This is a genomic window from Aliikangiella coralliicola, from assembly GCF_007004725.1.
In the GTDB taxonomy this organism is placed as follows: domain Bacteria; phylum Pseudomonadota; class Gammaproteobacteria; order Enterobacterales; family Kangiellaceae; genus Aliikangiella; species Aliikangiella coralliicola.
In genome coordinates, this window is sequence record NZ_ML660166.1 from 141979 (window position 1) to 167795 (window position 25817).

The 25817-nt window shown below is 42.3% G+C and carries 26 protein-coding genes and 1 tRNA gene; 6 read left to right on the forward strand and 21 right to left on the reverse strand.

Annotated features, from left to right (window positions below; all coding sequences use genetic code 11):
- Positions 1-117: 117 nt before the first annotated feature.
- Positions 118-375, reverse strand: a complete 258-nt coding sequence (gene rpmA / locus FLL46_RS16080; protein ID WP_142932360.1) for a 50S ribosomal protein L27 — start codon at positions 373-375, stop codon at positions 118-120.
- 31 nt (positions 376-406) lie between these two features.
- Entirely contained in the window at positions 407-718 is a 312-nt protein-coding gene (gene rplU / locus FLL46_RS16085; RefSeq protein WP_142932361.1) for a 50S ribosomal protein L21, read from the reverse strand.
- 351 nt (positions 719-1069) lie between these two features.
- On the opposite strand from rplU, the gene FLL46_RS16090 reads away from it, so the two are divergent.
- The 3 genes from FLL46_RS16090 to FLL46_RS16095 all read left to right on the forward strand — a co-directional run bounded on the left by FLL46_RS16090 (position 1070) and on the right by FLL46_RS16095 (position 4087).
- A complete protein-coding gene (locus FLL46_RS16090) occupies positions 1070-2041 on the forward strand; it encodes a polyprenyl synthetase family protein (protein WP_142932362.1) in 972 nt (323 codons plus the stop codon).
- Between the two features lie 44 nt (positions 2042-2085).
- Positions 2086-2250 carry a hypothetical protein gene (locus FLL46_RS27020; RefSeq protein ID WP_168204195.1) on the forward strand — a complete coding sequence of 55 codons (165 nt, stop codon included), beginning with the start codon at positions 2086-2088 and terminating at the stop codon, positions 2248-2250.
- A 280-nt stretch (positions 2251-2530) separates the two neighbouring features.
- Complete coding sequence (locus FLL46_RS16095; protein WP_142932363.1) at positions 2531-4087, forward strand: phosphoenolpyruvate carboxykinase; 1557 nt, start codon at positions 2531-2533, stop codon at positions 4085-4087.
- A 98-nt stretch (positions 4088-4185) separates the two neighbouring features.
- Here FLL46_RS16095 and FLL46_RS16100 read toward each other — a convergent pair whose 3' ends face one another.
- Complete coding sequence (locus FLL46_RS16100) at positions 4186-4464, reverse strand: peptidylprolyl isomerase (RefSeq protein WP_142932364.1); 279 nt, start codon at positions 4462-4464, stop codon at positions 4186-4188.
- 220 nt (positions 4465-4684) lie between these two features.
- Here FLL46_RS16100 and yacG point away from each other — a divergent pair, with 220 nt between their 5' ends.
- Positions 4685-4867, forward strand: coding sequence for a DNA gyrase inhibitor YacG (yacG, locus tag FLL46_RS16105; protein ID WP_142932365.1), 183 nt, complete (start codon positions 4685-4687; stop codon positions 4865-4867).
- A gap of 164 nt (positions 4868-5031) precedes the next feature.
- On the opposite strand, the gene FLL46_RS16110 is transcribed toward yacG, so the two are convergent.
- From FLL46_RS16110 to FLL46_RS16120, 3 genes are all read right to left on the reverse strand, one after another.
- Complete coding sequence (locus FLL46_RS16110) at positions 5032-6873, reverse strand: DHH family phosphoesterase (RefSeq protein ID WP_168204196.1); 1842 nt, start codon at positions 6871-6873, stop codon at positions 5032-5034.
- Positions 6874-6944: 71 nt separating this feature from the next.
- The gene (locus FLL46_RS16115; RefSeq protein WP_142932367.1) at positions 6945-7868 is read right to left on the reverse strand and encodes a hypothetical protein; all 924 of its coding nucleotides are present in this window, start codon (positions 7866-7868) and stop codon (positions 6945-6947) included.
- Positions 7869-7901: 33 nt separating this feature from the next.
- Entirely contained in the window at positions 7902-9155 is a 1254-nt protein-coding gene (locus FLL46_RS16120) for an amidohydrolase family protein (RefSeq protein WP_142932368.1), read from the reverse strand.
- Between the two features lie 71 nt (positions 9156-9226).
- Here FLL46_RS16120 and FLL46_RS16125 point away from each other — a divergent pair, with 71 nt between their 5' ends.
- Complete coding sequence (locus tag FLL46_RS16125) at positions 9227-9424, forward strand: hypothetical protein (RefSeq protein WP_142932369.1); 198 nt, start codon at positions 9227-9229, stop codon at positions 9422-9424.
- 54 nt (positions 9425-9478) lie between these two features.
- Here the strand turns inward: FLL46_RS16125 and FLL46_RS16130 are convergent, their stop codons facing one another.
- The 3 genes from FLL46_RS16130 to acs are packed head-to-tail and all read right to left on the reverse strand — an operon-like array spanning position 9479 to position 12877.
- On the reverse strand, positions 9479-10267 hold the full coding sequence (locus FLL46_RS16130; protein WP_142932370.1) for a class I SAM-dependent methyltransferase: 789 nt from the start codon (positions 10265-10267) through the stop codon (positions 9479-9481).
- Positions 10233-10919 carry a response regulator transcription factor gene (locus FLL46_RS16135; RefSeq protein WP_246119331.1) on the reverse strand — a complete coding sequence of 229 codons (687 nt, stop codon included), beginning with the start codon at positions 10917-10919 and terminating at the stop codon, positions 10233-10235. The genes FLL46_RS16130 and FLL46_RS16135 overlap by 35 nt, the downstream gene beginning before the upstream one ends.
- Positions 10920-10930: 11 nt before the next feature.
- A complete protein-coding gene (gene acs / locus FLL46_RS16140; RefSeq protein ID WP_142932371.1) occupies positions 10931-12877 on the reverse strand; it encodes an acetate--CoA ligase in 1947 nt (648 codons plus the stop codon).
- 258 nt (positions 12878-13135) lie between these two features.
- On the opposite strand from acs, the gene FLL46_RS16145 reads away from it, so the two are divergent.
- Positions 13136-13504, forward strand: a complete 369-nt coding sequence (locus FLL46_RS16145) for an Mth938-like domain-containing protein (RefSeq protein ID WP_142932372.1) — start codon at positions 13136-13138, stop codon at positions 13502-13504.
- Positions 13505-13517: 13 nt separating this feature from the next.
- Here FLL46_RS16145 and FLL46_RS16150 read toward each other — a convergent pair whose 3' ends face one another.
- The 12 genes from FLL46_RS16150 to FLL46_RS16205 all read right to left on the reverse strand — a co-directional run bounded on the left by FLL46_RS16150 (position 13518) and on the right by FLL46_RS16205 (position 25479).
- Entirely contained in the window at positions 13518-14426 is a 909-nt protein-coding gene (locus FLL46_RS16150; RefSeq protein WP_142932373.1) for a DsbC family protein, read from the reverse strand.
- A gap of 281 nt (positions 14427-14707) precedes the next feature.
- A complete protein-coding gene (gene xerD, locus FLL46_RS16155) occupies positions 14708-15625 on the reverse strand; it encodes a site-specific tyrosine recombinase XerD (RefSeq protein ID WP_246119332.1) in 918 nt (305 codons plus the stop codon).
- Between the two features lie 7 nt (positions 15626-15632).
- Complete coding sequence (locus FLL46_RS16160; RefSeq protein ID WP_142932374.1) at positions 15633-16118, reverse strand: methylated-DNA--[protein]-cysteine S-methyltransferase; 486 nt, start codon at positions 16116-16118, stop codon at positions 15633-15635.
- A 169-nt stretch (positions 16119-16287) separates the two neighbouring features.
- On the reverse strand, positions 16288-16617 hold the full coding sequence (locus FLL46_RS16165; RefSeq protein ID WP_142932375.1) for a hypothetical protein: 330 nt from the start codon (positions 16615-16617) through the stop codon (positions 16288-16290).
- 330 nt (positions 16618-16947) lie between these two features.
- Entirely contained in the window at positions 16948-18111 is a 1164-nt protein-coding gene (locus tag FLL46_RS16170; RefSeq protein WP_142932376.1) for a hypothetical protein, read from the reverse strand.
- Between the two features lie 748 nt (positions 18112-18859).
- Positions 18860-18935, reverse strand: a tRNA-Lys gene (locus FLL46_RS16175).
- A 147-nt stretch (positions 18936-19082) separates the two neighbouring features.
- The gene (locus tag FLL46_RS16180; protein WP_142932377.1) at positions 19083-20555 is read right to left on the reverse strand and encodes a sensor histidine kinase; all 1473 of its coding nucleotides are present in this window, start codon (positions 20553-20555) and stop codon (positions 19083-19085) included.
- Between the two features lie 238 nt (positions 20556-20793).
- Positions 20794-21540 carry a response regulator transcription factor gene (locus tag FLL46_RS16185; RefSeq protein ID WP_210418727.1) on the reverse strand — a complete coding sequence of 249 codons (747 nt, stop codon included), beginning with the start codon at positions 21538-21540 and terminating at the stop codon, positions 20794-20796.
- Positions 21541-21705: 165 nt separating this feature from the next.
- Positions 21706-22425, reverse strand: coding sequence for a spondin domain-containing protein (locus FLL46_RS16190; protein WP_142932378.1), 720 nt, complete (start codon positions 22423-22425; stop codon positions 21706-21708).
- Positions 22426-22435: 10 nt separating this feature from the next.
- Positions 22436-23143, reverse strand: a complete 708-nt coding sequence (locus FLL46_RS16195; protein ID WP_142932379.1) for a spondin domain-containing protein — start codon at positions 23141-23143, stop codon at positions 22436-22438.
- Between the two features lie 241 nt (positions 23144-23384).
- Positions 23385-24557: an IscS subfamily cysteine desulfurase gene (locus tag FLL46_RS16200; RefSeq protein ID WP_142932380.1), complete on the reverse strand. Its 1173-nt coding sequence runs from the start codon at positions 24555-24557 to the stop codon at positions 23385-23387.
- A gap of 169 nt (positions 24558-24726) precedes the next feature.
- Positions 24727-25479, reverse strand: coding sequence for an RNA methyltransferase (locus FLL46_RS16205; RefSeq protein WP_142932381.1), 753 nt, complete (start codon positions 25477-25479; stop codon positions 24727-24729).
- Between the last annotated feature and the right edge of the window lie 338 nt (positions 25480-25817).

Consider the following 25817-nt stretch of genomic DNA (forward strand, 5'->3'; position numbering starts at 1 on the left):
AAATTTAGAGTCTGTTTATCACAAATATAAAAAAAGCCCCGAACATTGCGGAGCTTTTTTATTGTAACCCATTTTTGCCGTAAACCTCAGTAGGCTTACACTCAATAGCAGAAGCTATTAGTTGGCAATAATGCTTACCGTACGGCGGTTACGTAAACCTTTTACTTCAAACTTAACTTCGCCATCAGCTTTAGCGAATAAAGTATGGTCACGGCCAATACCGACGTTGCTACCTGCATGGAAGTGAGTACCGCGCTGACGAACAATAATGCTACCAGCTGAAACATTTTCACCACCAAATCGCTTAACACCTAAGCGTTTACTCTCGGAATCGCGACCGTTACGAGTACTACCACCAGCTTTCTTATGAGCCATTTTATCTCTCCAGAATTAGATGAAACTTAAATTACTTGCTGATGCCAGTAATCTTAACTTCAGTAAACCATTGACGATGGCCCATCTGCTTACGATGGTGCTTACGACGTCTAAACTTAACGATCTTGATTTTCTTACCACGACCGTGCTCAACAACTTCACCAGAGACCTTAGCACCTTCGAGATACGGCGCACCAAGTGCCAATTCTGCACCTTCGCCAACCATAAGGATTTTATCGAAATCAACTGAAGCGCCTTTCTCAGCGTCAATTTTCTCAAGGCGAACTACCTGGCCTTCTGATACTCGGTGTTGTTTACCACCACTTTGAATCACCGCGTACATAGCGACATCTCTCCGTCTCTATAGTATGCTTACAGGAGCATACTGAGTTTCTAGTAAAATTAGTTTTAACTTAAAATTCTTTTCAGTCCTAAATCAAGGATTCAGGGATTCCTGTAATTAAGGGCGCGCATTTTAAGACATTCCCCTACTTGTCGCAAGCTTAAATACAAGAAATTTCTCGATTTTTAACCTCATTTGAACAAGTTGGCAAACAATCTGAGTTTTTTCTTGACCCTGCCGCGCGCAAGCCATAGCATTCGTGCCTTAAACATTATAATCCAAAGTAAGGCTATTTAGCCTGCTATCTTGTTAAAATTAAACGAAATCTGATGACTTTACGGCTAAATTCGCATGGCTGATATCAAATCCATTACAGCGCTTATAAAAGATGACTTCCAGGCAACCAATCAGGTCATCCTCGAACAATTGCAATCTGACGTTGTTCTGGTCAACCAGCTAGGCCACTATATTGTATCAGCAGGTGGCAAACGACTGCGCCCTTTATTGGTTCTAATGGTCGCCAATTGCCTGGGTTACAAGGGCAATCAACACCAAATAAGCGCTGCTATCATTGAGTTTATTCACACAGCAACACTGCTACACGATGATGTTGTCGACGAAAGTGACCGTCGCCGTGGAAGAGATACCGCCAATGCCCTATTCGGAAACGCAGCAAGCGTGCTAGTCGGTGATTTTCTTTACTCACGCTCGTTTCAGATGATGGTAGGTCTCGATAATATGCAAGTTATGGAAATTTTATCGAACACCACCAACCAAATTGCTGAAGGTGAAGTTCTTCAACTAATGAATTGTAATGACCCTGATGCTACTGAAGCTAGCTATTTTAAAGTGATTAATAATAAAACCGCTATTTTGTTTGCTGCGGCTTGTCAGCTGGGCGCTGTTATTAGCGATCGGAAAGATCTGGCTGGCGCTATGCACCGTTTTGGCTTGCACCTTGGGCTTGCTTTTCAGCTTCAGGACGATGCGCTCGATTATGTTGCTGATAGCGAAAAACTCGGCAAAAATGTTGGCGACGACCTTGCAGAAGGAAAACCCACATTGCCGCTCATTTACGCCAGAGACAATTGCCCAGACAACGCTAGCCGAACTCTGATAAAGAGCTGCATTGAAAATGGCGGCCTGGAACACCTGACAGAAATTCAAAAACTCATCAAAGAGACAGGTGCTATAGAATATACGCTTGAAAAAGCGCATCAAGAAGTTGCAATGGCTAAAAGCCAATTAGAGCAAATGCCGGAAAACGAATACCTGACAGCTTTATATGATCTAGCAGAGCTTGCTGTTAAACGAACTTCTTAGCCGCTCCAACGTCCCCCGAATTTTACCCGGAATATTTGCTATTGATGGACAAATGGTGTCGCATTCATGGTTTACGGCTGTGGTTAACGCCACTAACAAAAGCTGAATCAATATTAAAACCCAGCGGTTTTCGTGGTTGGTTAGTCGCCCATTTCAGCAAGTATCGTGGTCATGGGCAAAATGAGCAACGACATCAGACATCAAAATAGCCGATTTTATTCTGTCGTTTTATGTAAATTCTGCTCTAACATCCTGATTAGCAATAATAATGTCATCTCAACCGGCTCATTTTTGAGATATCCAGGCTTTTCAAAGTTAACCCCTTGCTGAAAAAAAGCGTGCTTTGCTGGCCTTTTACGAATTATTTAAGGCCCAGCTAAAGTCCCGTTAAAACGCAATATTTAAGTAGTTTACGTGCTTTTTATTTGCTAAAATGCCGCCCACTTTTTACCCAGAAAAAACTTTCCTTAGAGAAAGGTATTAACCCATATGGAGTCTATGGTGGAGAAAATGGCGACACAACACCTAAATTTAACTAGCGACCAGCTTATCGATATGGCGCTTGAGCGCAAAGAAGGTATTCTTGCATCAAACGGCGCGTTAAGCGTTGAAACTGGGCTTAGAACAGGACGTTCACCTAAAGACCGTTTTATCGTAAAAGAAGCTTCAACTGAAGCTGATATTGATTGGGGCAACGTAAACCGTCCTTTCGACGAAAGCAAATTCAACGCTCTTTGGGATCGCGTTGAAAACTATCTTAATGAAAAAGATGCCTACTTCACCTCTGAACTTCATGTTGGCTCAGATCCAGAGCACTACCTGGCTGTCAGCGTTCGCACTGAAACCGCTTGGCAAAACCTGTTTGGACGAAATCTTTTTGTTCGTCCGGAAAGCTATAACCCTGCTTCAAAAGAAGAATGGCAAATCCTCAATTGCGCCAATTTTAAGTGCGACCCAGAGAGAGACGGAACCAACAGTGACGGCGTTGTTATCATCAACTTCGATCAAAGAAAAGTGCTACTTGCTGGAATGCGTTACGCTGGTGAAATGAAAAAAGCCATGTTCTCTGTACAAAACTTCCTGTTGCCGGCACAAGATGTACTACCAATGCACTGTGCCGCTAATACCGACGGCAAAGGCGATGTTGCTTTGTTTTTCGGCTTATCTGGAACTGGGAAAACGACTCTTTCTGCCGATCCTTCTCGTTACTTGATTGGTGACGACGAGCACGGCTGGGGCGTTGGCACCGTATTCAATATTGAAGGCGGTTGCTACGCGAAGACCATTGACCTGTCAGAAAAAAATGAGCCGGTTATCTGGAATGCGATTCAACGTGGAACCATTATTGAAAATGTCGTGTTAAATAATGAAGGAACGCCTGATTACAGCGATGTTTCACTTAGCCAAAATGGGCGTGCAGGTTATCCTAGAGAGCACATTGAACTGAGAGTTGATGAAAATCGCGCTGGAGAACCAAACGCAGTTATTTTCTTAACTTGCGACTTAACCGGTGTATTACCACCCGTTTCAATTCTTACCAAAGAAGCAGCTGCGTATCACTTCTTAAGTGGTTATACCGCCAAAGTTGGCTCGACTGAAATTGGCTCAACTGCAGCCATTGAATCAACCTTCTCAACTTGCTTCGGCGCGCCTTTCTTCCCACGACCAGCGGGCGTTTACGCAGAATTATTAATGAAGCGTATCGAAGCTAACAATGCAAAAGTATATTTGGTTAATACTGGCTGGACTGGCGGCTCATACGCAAACGGCGGCAAACGTTTTAGCATTCCGACAACTCGCGCAGTCATTTCTGCTATTCAATCAGGCGCTTTAGCTAACGCTGAGACAATTCATCTCAACGAACTTAACCTTGACGTGCCGGTTGCTGTTGAAGGTGTTGACAGTGAATTACTTCAGCCAAAACAAACTTGGGCTGATAAAGATGCTTATGACGCAGAAGCTAAGGCTGTTGCAAAGTTATTCCAGGAAAACTTTGCAAAGTTTGATGTATCTGACGCGATAAAGTCAGCAGGACCACAAGCTTAAGTCAAAGACTAAAACTGCCAACGAAGTTTTGTTGGTAGTGAAAGACTAAAAAAGGGAGCTAAGCTCCCTTTTTTGCACTTTAATTAGTTCTAAATGACCTAACTACGGCTGGTCACTTCAACTAAATGATATCCGAACTGTGTTTTAACTGGTCCATGAACTTCGCCGACGGCTTCGTTAAAACAGACTTGATCAAACTCGGCCACCATCATACCCGGTCCAAAAGAACCTAAATCGCCACCACTTTTTCCTGATGGGCAAGTTGAATGTTCTTTGGCTAATTCAGCAAAATCTGCGCCTTCTGCAATTTGCGCTTTCAAAGCGTTACATTTATCTTCACTTGACACTAAAATATGTCGTGCAGTTGCGGTTGTCATTGGTTGCTCCTGTAAAAGACTATCGAATTATTTGGCAGCAAGTATAGACGGCGATAGTGATTTTATGAAGAAAAAAATTCTAAATATTTTGCTATCGCTACACTGATATCAGATAATTAACATCAACTCCAAATAGCGCTGAACCAACATAAAATGACATTAATTTGAGCCCTCACATCGAGCTCAGATTAAATTCTCAATCTACCGTGAACTAAAGATTATGACAAAAGATTTAATCATCGCCTGCCCAACCTGTAAAAAAAGCCAGAGATGGAAAGATTGCTCTGATTATCGCCCGTTCTGTTCAAAGCGGTGCCAACTAATCGATTTGGGTGAGTGGGCAAATGAAAATCATGCGATCGCAGGAGAGCCGGTAATGCAGTTCCCTGATGAAGACAAATAAGTTCAACCATCGGGCGATATTTCTAACTGGGTAATATCTGAATTTCGAGCAAATTCTTCAATACTGATCGCTTGAACATGAAAACAAAAACACAAACTTAAAAAAAGAAAAAAACTTTGTACACCATAATATCTCTAAAATACTTCAACACTAGTTGGAAAGTGCTAATTTATTATTTCCAATTGTTCAATCATTAGTTGTACCGTCTGATTACCTCGAAATTCATTAATATCAAGCCGATAAACTAAACGTACTTTGTCACCCGATTGTGCTCGATACTCTTGTGGGCATCTGAAAAAAATACCATCAACTTCCACACTGCCTTTTGCTACTACAAGCTTTAAGTGATCTTCCCCAACAATGCGACTGCTCACAACAACAAACTCATCATCAAAAAGCGGTTCAGGAAAACCTTGTCCCCAAGGGCCTGCAACGCGTAACTCTCGGGCAAAGCTCAAACAAAGTTCATCACCCTCTAGCCCAGAGTCAGTAATAATTTCATCTTTTATTAGCTCGCCCGCAAGGTGTTGTTCGACGGCGTCATGAAATAATGCCGCAAACTGTTGAAAATCGCCTTCTTTAATCGATAATCCCGCGGCCATTGCATGGCCACCAAATTTCTCGATTAGACTCGGGTGTTGGCTATCTAATAATGCCAATACGTCTCGAATATGAACGCCCTTCACTGATCTGGCAGAGCCTTTGATAACTGGTTGCTCTGGTATTTCCGTTTTTGGTATTTCCGTTTTTGGCATGTCAGGTTTTAGTATTTTAGACCCAGAACTATCAAGTTCAGATTCATCAAGTTCAGAATGACTGTCCTTCGCAAACACAATAACCGGCCGATTGATTTTGTCCTTCACACGAGAAGCCAAAATACCAATCACTCCTTGATGCCATTGTGGATCAAACAGACACATTGCCGTCGGTCTTTTCTCAATTTCATCTTTAACAATATTTTGTTTAAGAAATTCATTAATATCGAGGTTCGCCTGAGATAGCATTTCTTGCTCAATATTTTTTCTGGAACGATTAAAATGATCGAGTCGATTGGCAATAGAGAGCGCTTGTTCATGACTCTCAGCAAGCAAACAATCTATTCCAACACTCATATCATCCAATCTGCCCGCGGCGTTAATTCTGGGCCCGATGGCAAACCCAAGATCCGATGCCTGACATTTTGTTTCATCCCGATTAGCGACTTTTAAAATCGCTTTTATCCCTGGGCATGCTAAACCACTGCGAATTCTCTTCAGGCCTTGTTCAACCAAAATGCGATTATTTTTATCCAACACAACGACATCTGCCACAGTACCCAAAGCAACAATATCCAATAACTCAGCTAAATTCGGTTCATCGATATTCTGCTTGGCAAACCATCCATTAGTTCTCATGTACGCTCTTAGCGACAGCATTAAATAGAAAGCAACACCAACACCGGCAAGGTGCTTACTTGAAAATTCACAGTCGGGTTGATTTGGATTCACAATGGCCAATGCCTCAGGAAGTCTCTCCGCCGCCAAGTGGTGATCGGTAATTATCACTGGAATATTTAGCAAGTTAGCTTTTTCGACGCCTTCGATATTCGCAATGCCGTTATCAACAGTAATTATCAGATCCGGCTCTAATGTCGCGGCATACTCAACCAGCTTTACCGACAAACCATAGCCAAACTTAAACCGGTCGGGGACCAGAAAGTCGACTTTTTTCGCGCCCATTGCGCGCAAACTTCTCAACATAATCGCGGTACTGGTCGCGCCATCGGCGTCGAAATCACCGACAATCAATATTTTATCCTGACGCTCTATCGCTTTAAAAATTTCCTGCGTGGCAAACTGAATATTTTTTAAACCGGATGGAGGTAATAGCTGCCCGAGCCCGTATTCCAGATCGCTAAGAGAATTAACGCCTCGTGATGCATAGATTTGTTGTATTTTTGAAGGAAACTTTTCAAGACCAACCGGCACAACATTTTTTTCCCGGCGGTGAATTTTTCGAATGATCATTGGCACATTTATTATTCAGAAAGTTTAACTTTTGAATCGATTAACAGGCACTCTTTTTAGCATGACTAACGCTATAGCCGCAATAACCGACTCAACCAGTTTTTCCTTTTATTAAAGCTGAAAATACTGTCCTGACAAATAATCCTCGCACTCTCCAGCGACTTAACCGCAAGAGAATCAAGCCAATATTTGAGCAACGCAGGATAGCTCTCTCGCTCACTATCAAACGCAATAATAACATTATTTTCAGCGGCAAGGTCTGCTAATTCCCCGGTTGTTTTGTGAGTTAGAAAAGTATTCATGCAAAAAGATTCAATCACCTCATTATCAGTGACAACTGTCACATCCTTATTGTTGATAAAGGGAATTTCCTGCATATCTGCAAGGTTAACCGGGTCGTGAAAGTGAATATTCATCATGGTCTCAGGAGAAGCTTCCGGCAGCTCCTTGTAATCTACCATTTGCTTAATCAACATCTGAATTTCATTATTCAAGCGCTGCCAATACTGGGCATCTTTGCCGCCATAAGCATAATTAAACAAATCTTTACCGATCAAATCTTTAACTGGCTCAGATATCAGTTCCAGCATTCTATCGGTGGTATATAACCAGTGATTTTTACCGACCAGATAGAGCCTTTCCCCCTCCTCCATAAGCTGCTCATTAATTCGTGAGACAATTCGAATGGCATCGTTCGCACTGAGTTGCAATTGGCTTTGGCCTATCATATAAGCCCCCCGGTGAGTAAGTTGCACCATGACGGGTTCACAGCAACAAGCCGTTTGTACTGCTCGTTCAATATTAAATTGTGCAAGTAATAATTGAGTCCAGGGTAAATCGTTTTTTTGATACCCAACTGTCTGGCAAAAATAAGCTTGCCAATCCTGAGCAAGCGGCTGCATAGAAATAGTCTGTTGTTCTTCCTCAATTATTCCAAGGTCTTCGATTTGATAGGTCGCGAAATCAGGTAAAAATAAATTCAAGGATGTCATCATCACTATCGCCGAAAGCTTTGCGCTACAGATAAATTATTCATTAATAAAATGTCGCCTGGTATTAAATACACTATCTAAAAACCGATTTTCTCCAACCTGCATCAATCGCTTCAACAGAAAATCAAATAGCCACACATTGTGCTCTCTGACCTGATTTAAAAACATCACTTGAGATTCATCTAACAATTGATGGGATGCTAAATTTGTCGCAGAAATAATTGGCATCACACCAGGAAGTGGATAGTCTGATGCGTACAACAATCTCTCATGCCAATGTTGATTGGTTATCAGTTGCTTGATTTCATTAACGTCTCGATTGAACAAATTAATTGCCGAAATATCTGCCAACAAATTATTTTCATATTGCGGATAGTCCATCAAACGAGCAAAAAGATCAAAGTTAGATACTAGCGAACGTCCTTGAGACTCAATATCTTCGCTCTGCCCTAGTGAAGCACAATGGGCAACGATGACTTTAACGCCTTGTTCTAACGGCCGTCTTAACAATAGCGGGTTCGATAACCTTTGCAACTCGTCACTATGGACAGCTTGCTCTTCACCTGCATGAGTTAACAGAGGTAGTCCTAACTCAATGAGCTTAGAATAATAACGCTCACAGCGGGATAGCGACGGATCGATGTTCATCGCGGGAGGTAACCATTTAATCGCTTTAGCACCGTGTTGCGCGCACCATTCGAGCTGCTCCAAAGCATCTTCTCGATACGGATGCACCGAACCTATCCACTCAAATCCATCATTAAACGAACCCATTCTTGCGGCGTATTCGTTGGGCACATAAAAAGTTGATTGGGCTTTTCTGGCGTTGCCTTTGTCGTCGTGATAGTAATCGAAAGCCAGCAGCATAAACTTGACACCTTCCGGTGCCGTTTTTATCACTTTAGCGACGTTTTGGATATACTGGCGGTCAGCCAACTCAGCGTCATCAATGCAAGCGGCATCAAGATAGAAACCATATTGAACCCGCTGCTTCGGCGTTTTCCAACTCGTCATATTTGGGCTTAACCAGATATTACTTTTCTTACCATCAACGGCGAGGTTTGCACCGGTTCCAACCAGATGAAAATGACAGTCCCACAACTGTCCCATATTCAGGCCTTTAAGTGCTTGGCCCATGAGTTCATGTTGTTGCAAATTCTCCGGCAGCGTTTCAATTTTGCAAGCGTTGAAAACAGGGCCGTCAAAAAAATGATGCCAGGTTAATGCCCCGCCTAAGGAAACCGCCCCGCCTGTTAATAGACAGTTTTTAATAAATTTACGTCGCTTCACCCAATGAGTCCTTTTTATTTTCGATTTTAGATTTCAGGGTATGTTTATCCTTTTTTATAAAGAAGTGCTAAATGAGTTTTACATGGATACTCAGCTCAGATACTAAACAAAAATTAGCTGAATTGTCACCAAGTTTATCAATCCCTCAGCTTTCATCTCAATCAGTGTTTATCGCAGGCATTGTTAAACTTTGTTTTCGGCGTTACTGGCTTAGCAAACTAGTACTGCGCCATCGAGTAGTGGCTTACCAAAATCAAGGGGAATATTAGACCTGGAATCGAGCCTTTAATCGAATTCTGATTAATTAGCTCAGCTCCCACCAGCTAAGCTTTTTTACGCCATAGTTTGACACTTAACGGCCAGGTAATCTGACGAGAACTTTCTGCTGCGCCCCAAACTTCACAAAGCTCATTAACAATCAAATTAACAGGGTTATATTTTTTTTCTCGTTCATAGGCCTTGACCGCAGACCAGGTATTTAAATAACCGATTAATTGAGTAAGATTCCAATTTTCTCGCATTGCAAAACTCGGTGGGGAAACTTCTTCGAAGGGAAAGGTGATATTTTTATAGCCAGACTCAACCATTTTTCGTTCAGGCGGCCAAAACTCATCAAGAATATCGGAATACAAGTCGTTAACTAATTCATCGATATCTTGATTAATTGATAATAAATTATAAGTCCAAACCGCTAATACTCCATCATATTTAAGGACACGATCAACTTCAGTGATAAATGCGTCAAGATCAAACCAGTGAAGTGCCTGAGCAACAGTAATTAAATCAACTGACTGATTGTCATTGGAAGAGTTTTCTGCCAACGCAACTTCATAATGAATACCTTTTCGAATAACAGCATTGTTTATTTGCGTTTCGCTCGCGTCAGTTGCCAAGACGTTAGAAAAATAATCAATCAACTTTGTTGCCGACTGCCCGGAGCCCGTAGCACAATCCCAGGCACGATTTCTTTCATTTGAAATAGACGATAGATATTCGAATAAATCATCGGGATAACCCGGTCTAAACTCGCTGTAACCTTTAGAGTCAGATGAAAAATAGTTTTTGAAAGTTACCTTTTCATTCACCGGGCCTGTCCACTCCAAAGTTTTCATCAACCTTGACCTTACTCGCCATTAGCACAATCTGAGTACGGTTATTAACACCTAGTTTGCGCATAATTGCCGTAACGTGGGCTTTCACCGTTGCCTCAGTAACTTTCTGTTCATAAGCAATCTGTTTATTCAGCAAACCGTCCGCGAGTAAATTGAAAACTTCTAATTGTTTCGGAGTAAATTCGGCAATTTTTTGAATAAGCTCTTCTTGTTCAGGTTCAACAATTAACTCACTTGTATCGATATTCGCAGGAAAATAAATTTCCCCGTCTAGCACTAACTCAATCGCGCGCGCCATTTCGGGAATTGACGCTGACTTAGGAATAAAACCCAATGCGCCATAGTGCTGAGCCTGCCGAGCAACATTTAATTCTTCGTTGGCAGAAATCATCACGACAGGTAACTGGGGATAATTTTTAACTACGTGAGAAAGCCCGACAAAGCCGTTAGCGTCGGGCATGTGCAAATCCATTAACAACAAATCGGCGTCAGCGTTACCGTTTAAAACGATTTCTAGCTCAGCAACATTCGCCACTTCAAAAAATTGCGCGTCAGGCATCGTTGATTTCAGCGCCTGTGCCAAAGCGCTACGAAATAACGGATGATCGTCCGCGATAATAATTTTTTGTATTGATCGGTTGTTAACAGACAATTGGCTAATAGTTATTCCTGACTTTTTCGGTTGTTTATCAAATCATCTACAACGGCTGGTTCGGCCAATGTAGAAATATCGCCCAGATTGCTAAATTCGTTTTCGGCAATTTTACGCAAAATTCGTCGCATAATTTTACCAGAGCGAGTTTTCGGTAACCCCGGCGCAAACTGGATAATATCCGGCGTTGCAATTGGGCCTATTTCTTTTCTCACCCATTGTACAAGTTCTTTTTCGAGTGCTTCAGAGCTCTCGACGCCAGCGTTCAAAGTAACGAAAGTATAAATCCCTTGACCCTTAATGTCATGAGGATATCCAACAACAGCCGCCTCCGCGACCAGGTGGTGGGCAACTAATGCACTTTCAATTTCGGCGGTTCCCATTCGATGACCAGAGATATTCAATACATCATCAACCCGGCCAGTAATCCAATAATAATTATCCTCGTCTCGCCGCGCGCCGTCACCGGTAAAATAACTGCCTTCAAAAGTGCTAAAATAGGTGTCGATAAATCGTTGATGATCTCCGTACACAGTTCTCATCTGACCCGGCCAACTATCTCTCATAATCAAGTTACCGTCCACAGCGCCTTCTAATTCGTTACCTTCACCGTCAACCAGCGCTGGTTGAATACCAAAGAGTGGTCGAGAGGCAGAGCCTGGTTTTAGTGGCGTCGCGCCCGGCAACGGAGAAATTAGAATTCCGCCAGTTTCAGTTTGCCACCAGGTATCTACAATTGGGCAGCGCTGCTCACCGACAACATCATAATACCATTGCCAGGCTTCCGGGTTAATTGGCTCTCCAACACTTCCTAGCAATGTGAGTGACTGGCGAGAGGTCGACTTAACCAGTTCATTTCCTTCTCGCATTAACGCTCTGATAGCTGTCGGCGCAGTGTAGCAGGTATTCACTTTGTGTTTATCACAAACCTGCCAAAAGCGGCTACTATCAGGGTAGTTAGGAACACCTTCAAACATCAAAGTGGTGGCACCATTAGCTAATGGTCCATAAACAATATAACTATGCCCGGTGATCCAGCCGACATCGGCGGTGCACCAATAAATGTCGCCAGGATGGTAATCGAAAACGTATTGGTGAGTTAAGGAAGCATAAACCAGGTAACCGCCGCTGGTATGAAGCACGCCCTTCGGCTGACCGGTCGAACCGGAGGTGTAAAGAATAAATAAGGGATCTTCGGCGTTCATTTCTTCTGCCGGGCAGTCAGCAGAAACATCTTTAGCCAACTCGTGATACCAGTAATCCTGAGTTGAATTCCAATCAACTTCGTCGCCACTATTGCGGATCACAAGTACCGATTCAAGGTAGTCTTTAACGCCTTCTTTCTCAGATGCTGCATCGACATTTTGTTTTAACGGAATTTTCTTGCCACCACGTAAACTGTAGTCAGCAGTGATCACCAATTTACTTTCACAATCAGTAATCCGCCCCGCCAACGCATCCGCACTAAACCCGCCAAAAACCACTGAGTGAACCGCGCCAATGCGCGCGCATGCCAGCATCGCATAAGCGGCTTCAGGGATCATCGGCATATAAAGGGTCACTCTGTCACCTTTTTCAACGCCTAGTTTTTTAAGTACATTGGAAAAGCGGCAAACTTCATCATAAAGTTCTTGGTAGGTGATGTTTTTTGAAATCGATGGATCATCCCCTTCCCAGATAATCGCGGTCTGGTCAGCCTTGTCCGCCAAATGACGATCGATACAATTTGCCGCAACATTGAGTGTGCCGTCGTAATACCATTTAATATGGAGATCGTCACGAGCATAAGAAACATCCTTTACTTGTGTGAAGGGTTTAATCCAATCAACTCTTTTACCCTGCTCTGCCCAAAAGGCCTCATTATCGTTAATTGAGCGTTGATACATTTCAAAATATTGAGATTCATTGAGATAAGCCTTCTCGCTAAACTCGGCGTTGACAGGATAGGTTTGTGACATTGTTTGGTCCCATGTTAATTCAATTTTGGTTATTCCATCGATTCTATGAAATAGCGTTGCCGTTGGCCACGCTATTTGCGTTAGACTTTAGTCTAATAGAATTTTTTGTTTGGTTTTTGGCGCCATAATTAACCTTAACTTGAGATATTTAACCCGAAGTTTGAATAAGGTTAATTACCGGTCAGGAAGATTAAGATGCGCTTTAAATTGGCAGAGGATATAATCTAAAACATTGAGAAATAAAGATGATAAGCGCTTATGTTGCTGCAAAAAGAATCTGATGGCAGTGCCACGACAATCAAGAGTTATCAACCCGGCGAAATTAATATCTCCGGCAATATCTATTCTCAGCCGGTTCTTATCACAACAAACTCAGTCACTGAGTATGATAAAGCAAACTCATTTACTGACCTTGATTTCGAAGATATCGCCTCTCTTTTACCTGACGGTACTGAAATTTTATTAGTGGGTTGCGGCGAAAAACACCAATTAGTGCCAGCAAAAGAAATAGAAAAAATGAATAAGCGCGGTGTTGCAATTGAAGTGATGGCGACGCGACAAGCGTGTCACACCTTTCAAGTTTTAAATTATGAAAGGCGTAATGTTGTCGCGCTTTTGATTCCCTAAGGTCTTACTAGCTTTAACGTCCTGACTGTCCAGTATTTTTTGAACTATCAGGCGAATCGGCTAATTTCTCAGACAAAACGTTGATTAACTGCGCTGCCGGCAAATATCCACCAACAATTTCTCCAGTTGATAAGATAATAGCAGGCGTGCCGGATAAGCTTAATGAACGAGTCATTTTAAATTGATCAGCAATCGGGTTTTTACATGACTTTTGCCCAAACTTTCTTTTTAACTTAGCATCATCCATAGCAGCCGTTTTATCATCAGCACACCAGACAGATACAAGTTTACGATACGCGTCAGAGCCAATACCTGCCCGTGGATAGGCCATATATCTGACGGTTACCCCACCGGAATTTAACTGTGGAATCTCACGGTGAAGCTTTCGGCAATAAGCACAATCAACATCGGTGAATACAGTAACCACGTACTTTTCTTCTTCAGCCTTGAACACAACCATGTCAGATTCACTAACCTGAGCGATTGCTTCAGCCCGAGCAGGTGCTCTCTTTTTATCCATGGCCATAATCGCAACTTGACTATGATTGATGGGACGCTCTTTGGCCAGCTCTAACAAATTACCGGTAAAAAGGAATCTTCCGTCAGCAGTTACATAAAGTAATTCATCGCCATAGAAAGCTTGGTAAAATCCTTCTAACGGGCTTGGTTCAACGGCAATAATTTCAATCCCTGGTAATTTCTTTTCGAGGGAGATTTTTATCTCCTCTAAAATTTTGCCATCTGCGGAAGTGGGTGTCGCAGTTAAAGAGGCCGGGCGACTCTCAGTTTGCGCTGACTTAATCGAGCCAGGTTCCTGTGATACTTGGGTATCCAGCGCTTCTCTTGACGAAACACCATAGCCTAAGATTAAGGCTGAAAATATAACAACACCTGAAACGGTGAGCTTTTGTTTAATTGACATAAAGTATTCTTCCGCAAAAACAACAGGCCGTATGACCCGTCCATTAGTAGTTATGACCACACTAACATTGCTAAGTTTAGTTAGATAGATTAACGCAATATTTAACCGTTATATCGTATTAACCTCACAAAAAACGGTTATCCGCCCCTATTATCGGCAAATTTTCGGAAAACACTATAGCAATTTTGTGACTGCCACGACAAGCGGTTTTAATAGCCAGATAAGCCCTTAATTTTAAAGAAAAAACAATAACTCAAATTAAGATAATTAATCCCTGAGATTTAACCGCGAGGGTGATGTTGTCCGTGAATAGTTTTAAGGCGCTCTTTGGCAATATGGGTATAGATTTGCGTAGTGGACAAATCGCTATGCCCCAATAACAGCTGAAGCGTTCGTAGATCGGCACCGTGAGCTAATAAATGGGTCGCAAAAGCGTGTCTGAGAGTATGAGGTGATAAATGCTTAGTAATACCGGCCTGTTGTGCATGATGCTTAATTCTGTACCAGAATGTCTGACGAGTCATTTTTTGACCCCGTTTAGAAAGAAAAAGTGAGTCACAAACTTTGCTGCCCAATAACAGGCTTCTTGATTTCTTTAAGTAATTTTCAATCGCGGCCATTGCGGCTTCGCCAAATGGAACCAGTCTTTCCTTGCTGCCTTTACCAACAACTCTCAAAACGCCCTGAACTAACGATAGCTGCGAAAACTCCAGATTGATTAATTCTGAAACCCTTAGCCCACTTGCGTACATTAATTCGAGCATTGCCAAGTCTCGAATGCCCAGCTCATCCTCTTGATCCGGTGCAGCCAACAACTTTTCAACGTCGCTTTCTGATAATGTGTGAGGTAATGGTTTGCCTAATTTAGGGGCTGCAATTTTCGCAGTGGGATCTGTCGTCATCAGATTTTGTTCAAGTAAATAACCATAAAATCGCCTCAAACAAGATAGTAGTCTAGCGGTTGACCGGGAAGAGTATTTCTTATCATAACGAAAGGAAAAATAGTCTTGCAGCGCTTCCCCATTAACTTCCAACAAATTCAGGTTTTGTTCTTTTAACCACCGGGCAAATAGAGTCAGATCAGTTCTGTAACTGTCCAGTGTATGTTGGCTCAGCCCGTCATGCATCCAAAGAGAATCAGCGAACGAGGCAATTTGTTCTTGATCTTGTACAGAAATATCGTTCGGAGATTGGCTCAAGCGTCGTTTAATCCTGATTCTTGTTTTGCTTAATTGTAATGCCTTCGTGAGCTAAGAGAGAACGCTTAATCGCAGTAAGGCGTCCACCAGTTTCGCCAGCGAAACCACCCAGGCCAGCTTGAGAAACAATTCGATGGCAAGGCACAACAATTGGAATAGGGTTTCTGCGGCATGCATTGCCTACAGCTCTCGCGCTAGTGTCCAGTTGAGCCGCTAGTTCTCCGTAGGTTTTAACTTCGCCCATGGGAATATTCCTCAACGCAGCCCAAACACGCTTTTGAAACTCAGTGCCCTGACCTTGAACAGGCAAGTCAAACTGATTCTTTGCCGACTGAAAATAAGCATCCAATTGCGAATGAGCTAATCGACCGGCTTTAGTCTGAGGCTGACAGAGTTTTGCCTGGCTATCAAGTTGGATTTTAACCAGTCGATCAGACTCAATAAAAAGCTGTAATTTTCCAACTGGCGTATTAATTACTGGAGATTCGTTCATTGATTCGTTTCTAAGTAACGGGCCGAATAATCGTACCAGTTGTTTTTAGTGAATACTAGAACTGACATTATTCAAGAGCCAGATGAAAAAAAACCATCAGCTCTTAACTGTCAAATTTGGAATTAGAAGATTTATCGTTGGTGCTCCGGCCCTATGCGGAGCACTTTTACTAGAAACCGTATCGAATACTATAAAGTTTGCAATAATAACCTGAGGAGCCAGCCCACTTCTGATCCGTGTGCCCGTCTAATATTATACGAGTCTTGGCATGATAAGCAGAAAGTAACATCGAAAGCATCCCATCAAAATTTGGGTCTGCTTTATTGAAGAAATAACCATCTTTACAAGTAGTTCCATTAGTTTCTAACACGACCTGGACGTCACCACCACCATAATCCGCGTATGTAATTACCCTTTTAATCTTACTCATCGGAGAAGGTTCTGAAGCTGCGATAGCTGTCATGGGAAGCATCATTAAGATGTAGATTAATTTTTTCATTAATAGTTCCATCAATAATTGTTTTGAAATACGAATATTAGTCGTCGATTATAAATCGATAAGAATAGGGCTACCAACACGATATTCCTGATTATTTCGATGTGAACAAGGCAAACTTGAAGAGAAATAATAAAATGCCTGTAATTGGCAAGCGACACACCTTAGACAAACTCATCGTTACCCACAAACAAAAAAAAACCATTTCTGATTAGTGATGGCTTTTTTCATGTCGACTTTCGATGCTTGCTGATTCACCGAAGACATTGAAGCCGATTGGTAATTTGAAATAATCAAGAAAGATTAGAGGCCGATAACGACATCTAAGTCGCTCTATGAGCAGGGATTTCCTCTAGACACAGTCGCAGAACGCTCAATCCATCTACCAGTAATAATCATTTTATCACCAACAATTCGAGAAGTTTGAACAAACTCATCCCAGCGATAAGTAGTAGAAGTTGTCCCACCGTTTGGTGTACAATGCGCACTAAACGGCCCACCGGACAGACCTGTTTGATCAACCAATTCATAACCTAAATCCTTAGCTAGTTCTTCCCAATCTTTTTCAATACAGTTGTTTTCAAATGTATAAGAGCCATTTCGAAGCTTAAAGTTTCCTCCAGAATCTCGGCTCACAAACTGGTCCATTCCTGGTCCCTGACCGTAATCATGGTTATCATTACGATTAAGGCCATTTCCAAGAGTACTCGCATTCAGATTGAGAGTCGGATAAAAAGTGTTATCTGTGTTTCTTCTAATATCGAAAACCAGTTGACCCCTATTTGTATACCTGAGACGTAAGTGCCCTGCCCCGTCTCGAATTGACAGAGTACCGCCGACACTACCATTCACCGAAACACCATCTTTACCAATCGAGCCGCCAAGTGAAAGATTTATACTTTGCAATTTGATTTCAACATCTGGGCTATAGTTTTTAAGTTCCAGGCGCATTGCTGCATTAGTGTCTAATCGCGTATTTCCAGTAAAATAATCAAATGGAGAAGAGTTTGGGTCGCTCTCGGAACAACCACCAGCTTCATCGTCACCTTTCATTGCATCCAAAGGCGTTATTTTAGTGTGCGACTTGCCAACAGCCTGCATAAATCGATAATCCATCGCCGACTGTGCATCCGCGATCATTTTATGGTACGCAACACGATACTCGTGCATTGCTTTGAATATGTTTTTTCCCTTAGTAGGCGCGGAATCATATGCTTTAACTAACACCGCACCGCCATTCACGATACGAGCGACATAAGAATAACCATACTCTGACCCGGTATTGGTAAAAATGTGGAGTGTTTTAAATATTTTGGGGGCCGGTTTTCCGCGACGAGGGTTAGTTGGCTGTGGTGAAGAATAGTAAAATTCTTCCATACCTCTCAACGCGGTGTGTCTTGCTTCTGCTTCCGAGCAATTAATACAAGCATCTACAATATCGGCTGCAAACAATGATGATGAAACCGAAAGTAGTAAAATAGACAATAAGTACTTCATTAATTCTTCCCTAGTAACTTTATTTAATCTTAATTAGTTATTTTGTTCGATGTGTCGTTCAGGCAGAAAGCCTAATCGTAGACTTCAGCTCTAATCAATATAAAATTTTCACATAATGGAGTAAAAAAGAACCGCAACTCTACCTGCCCCCGAAAATACATTCGAACAGAGGAGATAATATAGGAAATGAACAGTCTTGGTAGATAGGAAAATACGTAAATTTGTGTGAGACATTGTCCATTATTCCGGCTTTAACTATCGTTAATTCGTAGTCGCATTCTTCATATCTACTTGTAACACACGGTATTTTGCCGAAGCGAGGCTGGGCAAATCATCGCGGTAACGAATACCAGTCTTGTTTCCAGGCTCAGTCGAAGCAGTTGACCAGACCCGCTACAAAGAGAGAGCAGGTAACCATCCATCGGTGACACCTGCAAGGTAAAGCTACGTATATTCCGAAAAGAATACATCATGATTTATTCAATTTGGCAGGGAAAATGCCATGTTCCATTAAAGATGGTGAAGTAAGACTTAGTGAACAGACTCATCAAACCCAAATAGCCAGTCATACGACTTGGCTCATTCTTCAAATGATAATCGCTTCAGAGAGCATCCAGAGCAGGTTTATTCGTTTCGAGAAAAGACAATTGTGCCGCTAACTATAAAAGCAAAAGAAAGTGAAAAACTTTAGACAAATTTATTTTCTTAGACAAACAAAAAAGCCCCCATTTCTGGAGGCTTTGATATATGGTGGGTCGTGGGCGATTCGAACGCCCGACCAATTGATTAAAAGTCAACTGCTCTACCGGCTGAGCTAACGACCCGATGCGGAGCGCATTATGCGGGTTTTCAGAAAAATTACAAGCATTTTTTTAAGAAAATTTCGTAAAATGCATTTTTTTCTCAAAACAGGCTAAATCTTAGACAAACCCTCGCAAAAATGCGAATTTTAACCTCATTTTTAGTGCTCATTAAACAGGCAGCGGCAAATTAAATTTAAATTTCGCACCACCGTCGGGATTATTATCTGCCTTAATTTCACTTCCCAGAATATTGATTAACTTCTTGGTAATGGTCAAACCTAACCCTATATGTCGGCTACCGTCGTCAATCGCGTGTTTTCCGCGATAGCGGGCGTCAAATAAATAGGGTAGTTCATCTTGCTTAATTCCGGTACCGTTGTCTCTTACCGCAATGACCGCCTGTTGACTGGAATTATCCTGCACGGCACTCAAGTAGATTTGGCCATTTTTTGGTGTGTGCCTGATGGCATTTTCAATCAGGTTACTCAACACCCTTTCCAGTTTGGCGATATCAGTAATAACCTGCACATTTTCGCTGTCCAACTCTACCGCCAGTTCTATGCCCTTCTGCTGCGCTGCAATTGAAAATTTATCCACCAGATCATACAAAAGATCCGCCACCGGAAAAGTTTCGAAATTAACAGTCACATGGCCAGATTCCAGGTGAGCCAATTCAAATATTTGATCGACAAACCCTTTCAATGAGCGAGCGCTTTTTAAACATCTTTTCACGTAAGACTGAATTTCAGATTCTGAACTGTTCGGATACTTTAACTGGATGGTTTCCAGAAAGCCTTGCAATGAAGCAAGCGGCGTTCTTAAATCATGGGACAAGTGGGCCAATAGCTCCCTTCTCTCGGTATCCACTTTCGACAACAACTCAAACTGATTATTAACCTGTGAAATAAGTTCATTAAACGCCGACGATAATTCAGCAACTTCTAGCCCGCTGTTCTCATTGTAAATCGGCGTAATTTTTTTATTAAACCCATCGGACTTTAGCGTCTTAACCTGGCAAGTTAAGCGTTTTAATGGGCTGACAAAAAACTGGAAACTAAATAAAATAATGGTAATTAAAAATAACACCGAAGCAATGGCCATAATCCCGACCAACTGAATTTGCTCGTTGTTTTTTATCCCACTAAAAATACTATCGTAAATCTGGCCGCCGACAATGACGTAAAGATAGCCGCGTGTTTTTCCATCCTTAACAATGGGTGCGGCTGAAAAAATTTTGGCTTGATCGCTTCGAGGATCCGCGGCATAAACCGGCATACTCATTCTACCGTCCAACCACATCTGAATGGGTTCTAGTTCAACTTTGTCTCTGATTACTTCGCCGGGCTTTGCCGAATAGGTCAAAATATTTCCATCGAGATCCAGCACATAGAATTCAAAATTCGGCCCCAGGATCATCATCGAGTGAAATAAATTCTCCAAGGCTTTTTGATCATGCTCACCGTTAGCCAGCAACGGATTATCATGAACCAGATGAGCCGCCAGTTCCTGGTGCAATTCTTGTTCGGCCTGATCACGAGAAATCGCTTCTAGCCGTTGCATAATCACAACAAAAGTACCGGCAATCAACACAAACCCCAGTACCAGGGAAATCGCGAGCTTCTGATATAAAGATACTTTCATTGTCTTTCACTTCTCATCATTCATTACTGCTACTATTATCGACAATTCTCAGCTTTCTTAAAATATTGACAATTTAAAATCGCACTGATCGTCGGGCATTACTATCAATTGACCAACTATCTCGATAGATCGTCATAGTGTGAATTTTACCGACTATTTTTAATAGGATAACACTTTCGAATAAAATTCTTTATCTGGAAAACAACTTTTAATATTGAATAAAGCTGTTAATTATCTGTCATTCGACTTCTTGTGAAAGCGTGCAGTTGGTCGCGCTTAAGCGGTAACCGACTCCCCACACCGTTTGAATAATCTGTTTAGAGCCAGCAACCGCCTGAAGTTTATTTCTAAGTCGATTGATATTGGAGTTTACTGTATGTTCATAACCAGCGTGATCATAACCCCATACCTGGTCCAATAGCTGAGTTCTCGAAAATACCTGCTCAGGTCGTGTCGCGAAAAATTTGAGTAGATCAAACTCCAATGCTGTCAGGTCGATATTAACATGCCTTAAGTTTACTCTGCGCTCGGTAGGATCGACACTTAAGTCTCCAATGACTATCTTTTGCGGCTGAGCATGGCGTGACACTTGCTCTAGCGACTCTTGATACAATTGGCAGCGCCTAAGTTGGACCTTAACTCTGGCTTGCAATGCAGGAATGCTAAAAGGCTTTGTCATATAATCGTCAGCGCCAACTTCAAGCCCAAGAATTTGATCGAGTTCCGAACTTTTAGCCGTTAACATTAAAATGGCTTGCTCGGGCTTTGATTTACGGATCTCCTGACAAATTTCAACGCCGGACATGCCCGGCAACATTAAGTCTAAGATAATGAGTGCGAACTGATTGGCTAATATAATTGGAATGGCTTTATCCCCGCGCGTGCAAATTTCGCAGCTCAATGACATATCTTGCAGGTTAACCTTAAGTAACTCAGCAATATCTGGGTCATCTTCAACAATGAGAACTCTTTGTTTCAAATTCATAGCTTCACATTAATCGTTTCGAATTCGCGGTTTGGTATTTGTAGCTTCGTTATTATAAAAGCCCTCAGGCCGGAAAACTCCGACCCAGGTTTTAGTTTCTCAATTCAATTGATAAAACATCATTTATCTTATGGTGATTATCAAGTATCGATATTGTTACACTGCCTACCTTATTCGTAACACTGTGACTCTAATTACCGGGTTATCAAAACGGTGTGATTCGTTTAACACCGAGGTGGTTAAACCGTCATCGGCAGTCACCACACCGGGATGACGTGCAACAAAATCCACATCGTCTCTAACCGAGTTATAGCCTTCTCCACCATCGGCAGGTCCAGGAATACTTCCCGCCGCTTCACTATTCGCTTCGGTACCAGAGTCATAAGCTGCAATTGACAATGTCACAGACTCATTGGTTGCCATATTACTGACATCCATTCTGGTAAAACCGGTAAAAGCGTCATTGGTATTTACCAGCATTGTCGCCAGCGACAGGTACGCATCTCCAGAAGTCGGCGCTTCAATCGCTAAAGCTCTGGTTACGCCAGGCATCACTACACCTTCGCCAGAAACACTATCCTGAACAAAATCTTCTGCAAGTATAGCCGAATTATCGCCTGCTTCAGCCAATAACTCGAGAGCATCAGAAGAGGCCTGGTTAAGTTGCCATAATTGCCCTTCAGTATGTAAAACCAATGCAACAGGTGACAAAGGTTGTGCGTTGGTTAAATTGGTAAATTCAACATTAAACAGTTTCGTCTGAATCGGCGGTGGCGTCACAACCCCACCAGTGCCTGTATTTTGGTTATTGTTGTTATCGCTAGAGCAAGCGGAAATAATCCCGACAGCAGCCACTAGCAAACAACGCATTATCAATTTAGTCATTGGTTGCCTCCTAGAGCGTTTGGTCAAGAACTTCAACTCTGACTCTAATTACCGGGTTTAACCAGCGATGAACGCGATTATCAACATCACTTTTGCCACCAGTTAAATCATCATCGCCAAGGTTTCCGCGGTGAATGTGGACGGTCTGATTTGTTTCGGTGGTGGTAACGCCAGTTGCGTTAGTGCCGGCATCCATTCCTGGTGCTGCGGGAATTCCAGGAACGCCTGGCATGCCGCCGCCGTTAACAATTTCATCGTTAGCTTCAGTACCAGCGTCGTATGCGTTCACATTAATCCAGTAAACACCGGGCGTAGATGGAATCTTCCAACTGTCAATTCCCGCGAAAGCGTCGTTCGTTGGCAAGAGCATAGAACTTAATGATAAATATTCCTGTGTTCCAGTATCGATGGTTAACGAAGTGCTACCCGCCGGCGCTAATAATCCACCTGCCGGGTTCTCCGAAACAACTGCACCGGCGCCCGTTAACATTGCAGATACACCGCTGATGTCTCCACCTTCGGCTAAGGCTTGTAATTCGGTAGAAGCGGCTTGTCCAACCTGAAAGATTCTCGTATTAGCATCATGTCCTGCAACGATGAAAGGCGTAAAATAAATCCCTTGTGTCAGGTTAGTAATGGTAATATCGAGTTGCTGTGCGTTGGTTAAAACAGGAGCGACAGCCAGAGAGGCTGCCAAAATTATTTTCGGTATTTTCATGAACTTGTCCTCTGTTAAAAAATCTAAACACAGAGTACAAATCAAGATTCCCAATACCGTCACAAAAATATCACGAATCTATCACATTAAATTTAACGGGTGTTTTTTAACTCGAATAAGACCGGTTTTGTGAGAAAAATCACCTCAATCGAATCTTATTATTTTCTATTAAGGTGATCGTTTATTTCTGTTTTTTCGTATAGTTTTTTTGGCCTGGTTTTTTGGTCTAGTCTTTCTTCTTCTAGCTTTTCTTTTCTAGCCATTCTGGGGACATAGAGCGAAGACGCTCAACACCATGACGGACAACTTGAGCAGCCTTTTCAATCTCTTCTTCTGTAGTAAATCGGCCGAAAGAAAAACGCAATGAGGAATGTGCTTGTTCATCGTTTAACCCCAACGCCTTAAGTACAAATGAAGGCTCTACGCTGGCAGAAGTACAAGCAGAACCAGAAGATACTGCAATATCTTTAAACGCCATTAACAGTGTTTCACTGTCAACGTAATCGAAACGGATATTCAAAATTCCAGCAACGGTTTGTTGAATATCGCCATTAATACCAATATCTCCCAGTGGCTCAATCGCTTCCCAAAATTTTAATTTTAGCTTTTTTATTTTTGCTGCTTCAGCTGCAAGTTCTTCGCGTGCCAATTCAAAAGCAAGGCCCATTCCAGCAATCTGATGGGTCGGTAAAGTACCAGACCTTAAACCTCTTTCGTGCCCCCCACCATGAATTTGCGCCTCAATGTGCGGTTGTTGATTTCTTCGCGCAAACAGCGCACCAATGCCTTTAGGTCCGTAAATTTTATGGGCGCAAAAAGACATGTAATCAACTGGCAACTCAGTTAAATCAATTGGAATTTTACCGGCACTTTGCGCAGCATCAACATGGAATGGAATATTTTTCGCGTGGGCTATTTCACCAATTCTCTGAATATCCTGAATGGTACCCAGCTCATTGTTAACGTGCATAATCGAAACGAGAATTGTGTCTTCTCTGATGGCTTCCGCCACGGCATCAGGTTGAATAACGCCATTTTTATCCGGCGGTAAATAGGTGACTTCAAATCCTTGGGTTTGCAAATATTCGCAAGTATCTAATACCGCCTTATGTTCGATGGCACTGGTAATAATGTGACCCTTTTTCTGCCACGCCGCAATCCCTTTAATGGCAAGGTTGTCGGCTTCAGTTGCGCCAGATGTCCAGATAATCTCCCTTGGATCGGCACCAATTAGTTCAGCCACCTGATTACGCGCAACATCAACCAGTTCCTCTGCCTGCCAGCCATAGCGGTGCGAACGCGAAGCTGGATTACCAAAAAAACCATCTGGCGTGAGACATGCCATCATTTTGTCAGCAACCCTGGGATCGACAGGGGTCGTTGCCGCATAATCTAAATAGATAACTTTTCGCATGAAATAATAATTTGCCTGAACTTTTTAAAACGAGAAAACAACCGTCAATTTCTAAACCTGAATTGTAGCGCGTCTTCGACTGCAGGTGAACGGCTACTTGATAATCACGGTATCAAATGTCGAACTAGTCGACTTTCGATTAACCTTAATTTTTACTCTCAACGACAACTTATTCTTTACTATGTCCGGCAGCAACTCGTTCACAATATTTCCCTACCGAACTTAAAAAACCCCGTAAAATATTAAGCTCACTTTGAGTCACTTCAGCCTTGCTGAGCAGGCGGTTCATTCGCTGATCGAGTTGCTTTTTATATTCAGGAATGACATAGCCCGTTTGTTGCATCACCTGATCAAAGTGGGATAAAAGACCGACCATTTGTTCACGGGAAATCATCATTTCATTATCACCAATGTTCTGCGACGGTAGCATTTCTACATCGGCTAATCCCAGTCGCATTTCATAAGCGATTAACTGCACAGCAGACGCCAAATTAAGCGACGAGTAATCGGGATTGGTTGGAATACAAACATGGTAATGGCACAAATGTAACTCGTCGTTAGTCAACCCTGAATTTTCAGTGCCGAACAAAATTGCCACCGGCACATTGTCTCGGTGATTAAGTATTTTTTCAACGAGCTGTCGCGGTGTCACCAATTTACTGGGAAGACTGCGCGTTCGCGCGCTGGTGCCGACAATCAAACGGCTATCGGTAATCGCTTCTTCAATGGAGGAACAAACTTTCGCGTCAGCCAGAATATCTGTTGCTCTCGACGCTCTGCGGCTAGCCTCTGCGCTAGGGAACTGGGACGGGTTGATCAGAGTTAACCTGGACAGTCCCATCACTTTCATTGCTCTTGCTGCCGCACCAATATTTCCAGGGTGGGTCGTATTGGACAACACAATGTTTATTTTATCTAGCATTTAAGCAATTAACCTTTTGCCTGTTGACGAAAGCGGCAATTTTATCACTTGTGGATGCCCCATGACGATAGCCCCAGTAAAAATAGCAACCGCAATCCTGAGGTTAGTTATTATTTGTTGGAACTTTTTTGAAATACCCACTCGAACAAAAAAATTCAACCGTTACGAAAACGTTTTATAGAATATTTTGTGCTAAATTTACACAACAATATTCTGTTTCTTTATTAATTATTTCTCGCTCAATTACCAGAACCGCCAAATTCAAGACACCGCAGGATCCCAACGGACTACCTCAACTCTTCATAATTCTATTATTCGATGGTCTATACTTTTCCTAA

Coding starts and splice junctions, on each gene's coding strand:
- rpmA (WP_142932360.1), bottom strand. CDS start 375: ATGGCTCATAAGAAAGCTGGTGGTAGTACTCGTAACGGTCGCGATTCC.
- rplU (WP_142932361.1), bottom strand. CDS start 718: ATGTACGCGGTGATTCAAAGTGGTGGTAAACAACACCGAGTATCAGAA.
- FLL46_RS16090 (WP_142932362.1), top strand. CDS start 1,070: ATGGCTGATATCAAATCCATTACAGCGCTTATAAAAGATGACTTCCAG.
- FLL46_RS27020 (WP_168204195.1), top strand. CDS start 2,086: ATGGACAAATGGTGTCGCATTCATGGTTTACGGCTGTGGTTAACGCCA.
- FLL46_RS16095 (WP_142932363.1), top strand. CDS start 2,531: ATGGAGTCTATGGTGGAGAAAATGGCGACACAACACCTAAATTTAACT.
- FLL46_RS16100 (WP_142932364.1), bottom strand. CDS start 4,464: ATGACAACCGCAACTGCACGACATATTTTAGTGTCAAGTGAAGATAAA.
- yacG (WP_142932365.1), top strand. CDS start 4,685: ATGACAAAAGATTTAATCATCGCCTGCCCAACCTGTAAAAAAAGCCAG.
- FLL46_RS16110 (WP_168204196.1), bottom strand. CDS start 6,873: ATGATCATTCGAAAAATTCACCGCCGGGAAAAAAATGTTGTGCCGGTT.
- FLL46_RS16115 (WP_142932367.1), bottom strand. CDS start 7,868: ATGATGACATCCTTGAATTTATTTTTACCTGATTTCGCGACCTATCAA.
- FLL46_RS16125 (WP_142932369.1), top strand. CDS start 9,227: ATGAGTTTTACATGGATACTCAGCTCAGATACTAAACAAAAATTAGCT.
- FLL46_RS16130 (WP_142932370.1), bottom strand. CDS start 10,267: ATGAAAACTTTGGAGTGGACAGGCCCGGTGAATGAAAAGGTAACTTTC.
- acs (WP_142932371.1), bottom strand. CDS start 12,877: ATGTCACAAACCTATCCTGTCAACGCCGAGTTTAGCGAGAAGGCTTAT.
- FLL46_RS16145 (WP_142932372.1), top strand. CDS start 13,136: ATGTTGCTGCAAAAAGAATCTGATGGCAGTGCCACGACAATCAAGAGT.
- FLL46_RS16150 (WP_142932373.1), bottom strand. CDS start 14,426: ATGTCAATTAAACAAAAGCTCACCGTTTCAGGTGTTGTTATATTTTCA.
- FLL46_RS16160 (WP_142932374.1), bottom strand. CDS start 16,118: ATGAACGAATCTCCAGTAATTAATACGCCAGTTGGAAAATTACAGCTT.
- FLL46_RS16165 (WP_142932375.1), bottom strand. CDS start 16,617: ATGAAAAAATTAATCTACATCTTAATGATGCTTCCCATGACAGCTATC.
- FLL46_RS16170 (WP_142932376.1), bottom strand. CDS start 18,111: ATGAAGTACTTATTGTCTATTTTACTACTTTCGGTTTCATCATCATTG.
- FLL46_RS16180 (WP_142932377.1), bottom strand. CDS start 20,555: ATGAAAGTATCTTTATATCAGAAGCTCGCGATTTCCCTGGTACTGGGG.
- FLL46_RS16185 (WP_210418727.1), bottom strand. CDS start 21,540: ATGAATTTGAAACAAAGAGTTCTCATTGTTGAAGATGACCCAGATATT.
- FLL46_RS16190 (WP_142932378.1), bottom strand. CDS start 22,425: ATGACTAAATTGATAATGCGTTGTTTGCTAGTGGCTGCTGTCGGGATT.
- FLL46_RS16195 (WP_142932379.1), bottom strand. CDS start 23,143: ATGAAAATACCGAAAATAATTTTGGCAGCCTCTCTGGCTGTCGCTCCT.
- FLL46_RS16200 (WP_142932380.1), bottom strand. CDS start 24,557: ATGCGAAAAGTTATCTATTTAGATTATGCGGCAACGACCCCTGTCGAT.
- FLL46_RS16205 (WP_142932381.1), bottom strand. CDS start 25,479: ATGCTAGATAAAATAAACATTGTGTTGTCCAATACGACCCACCCTGGA.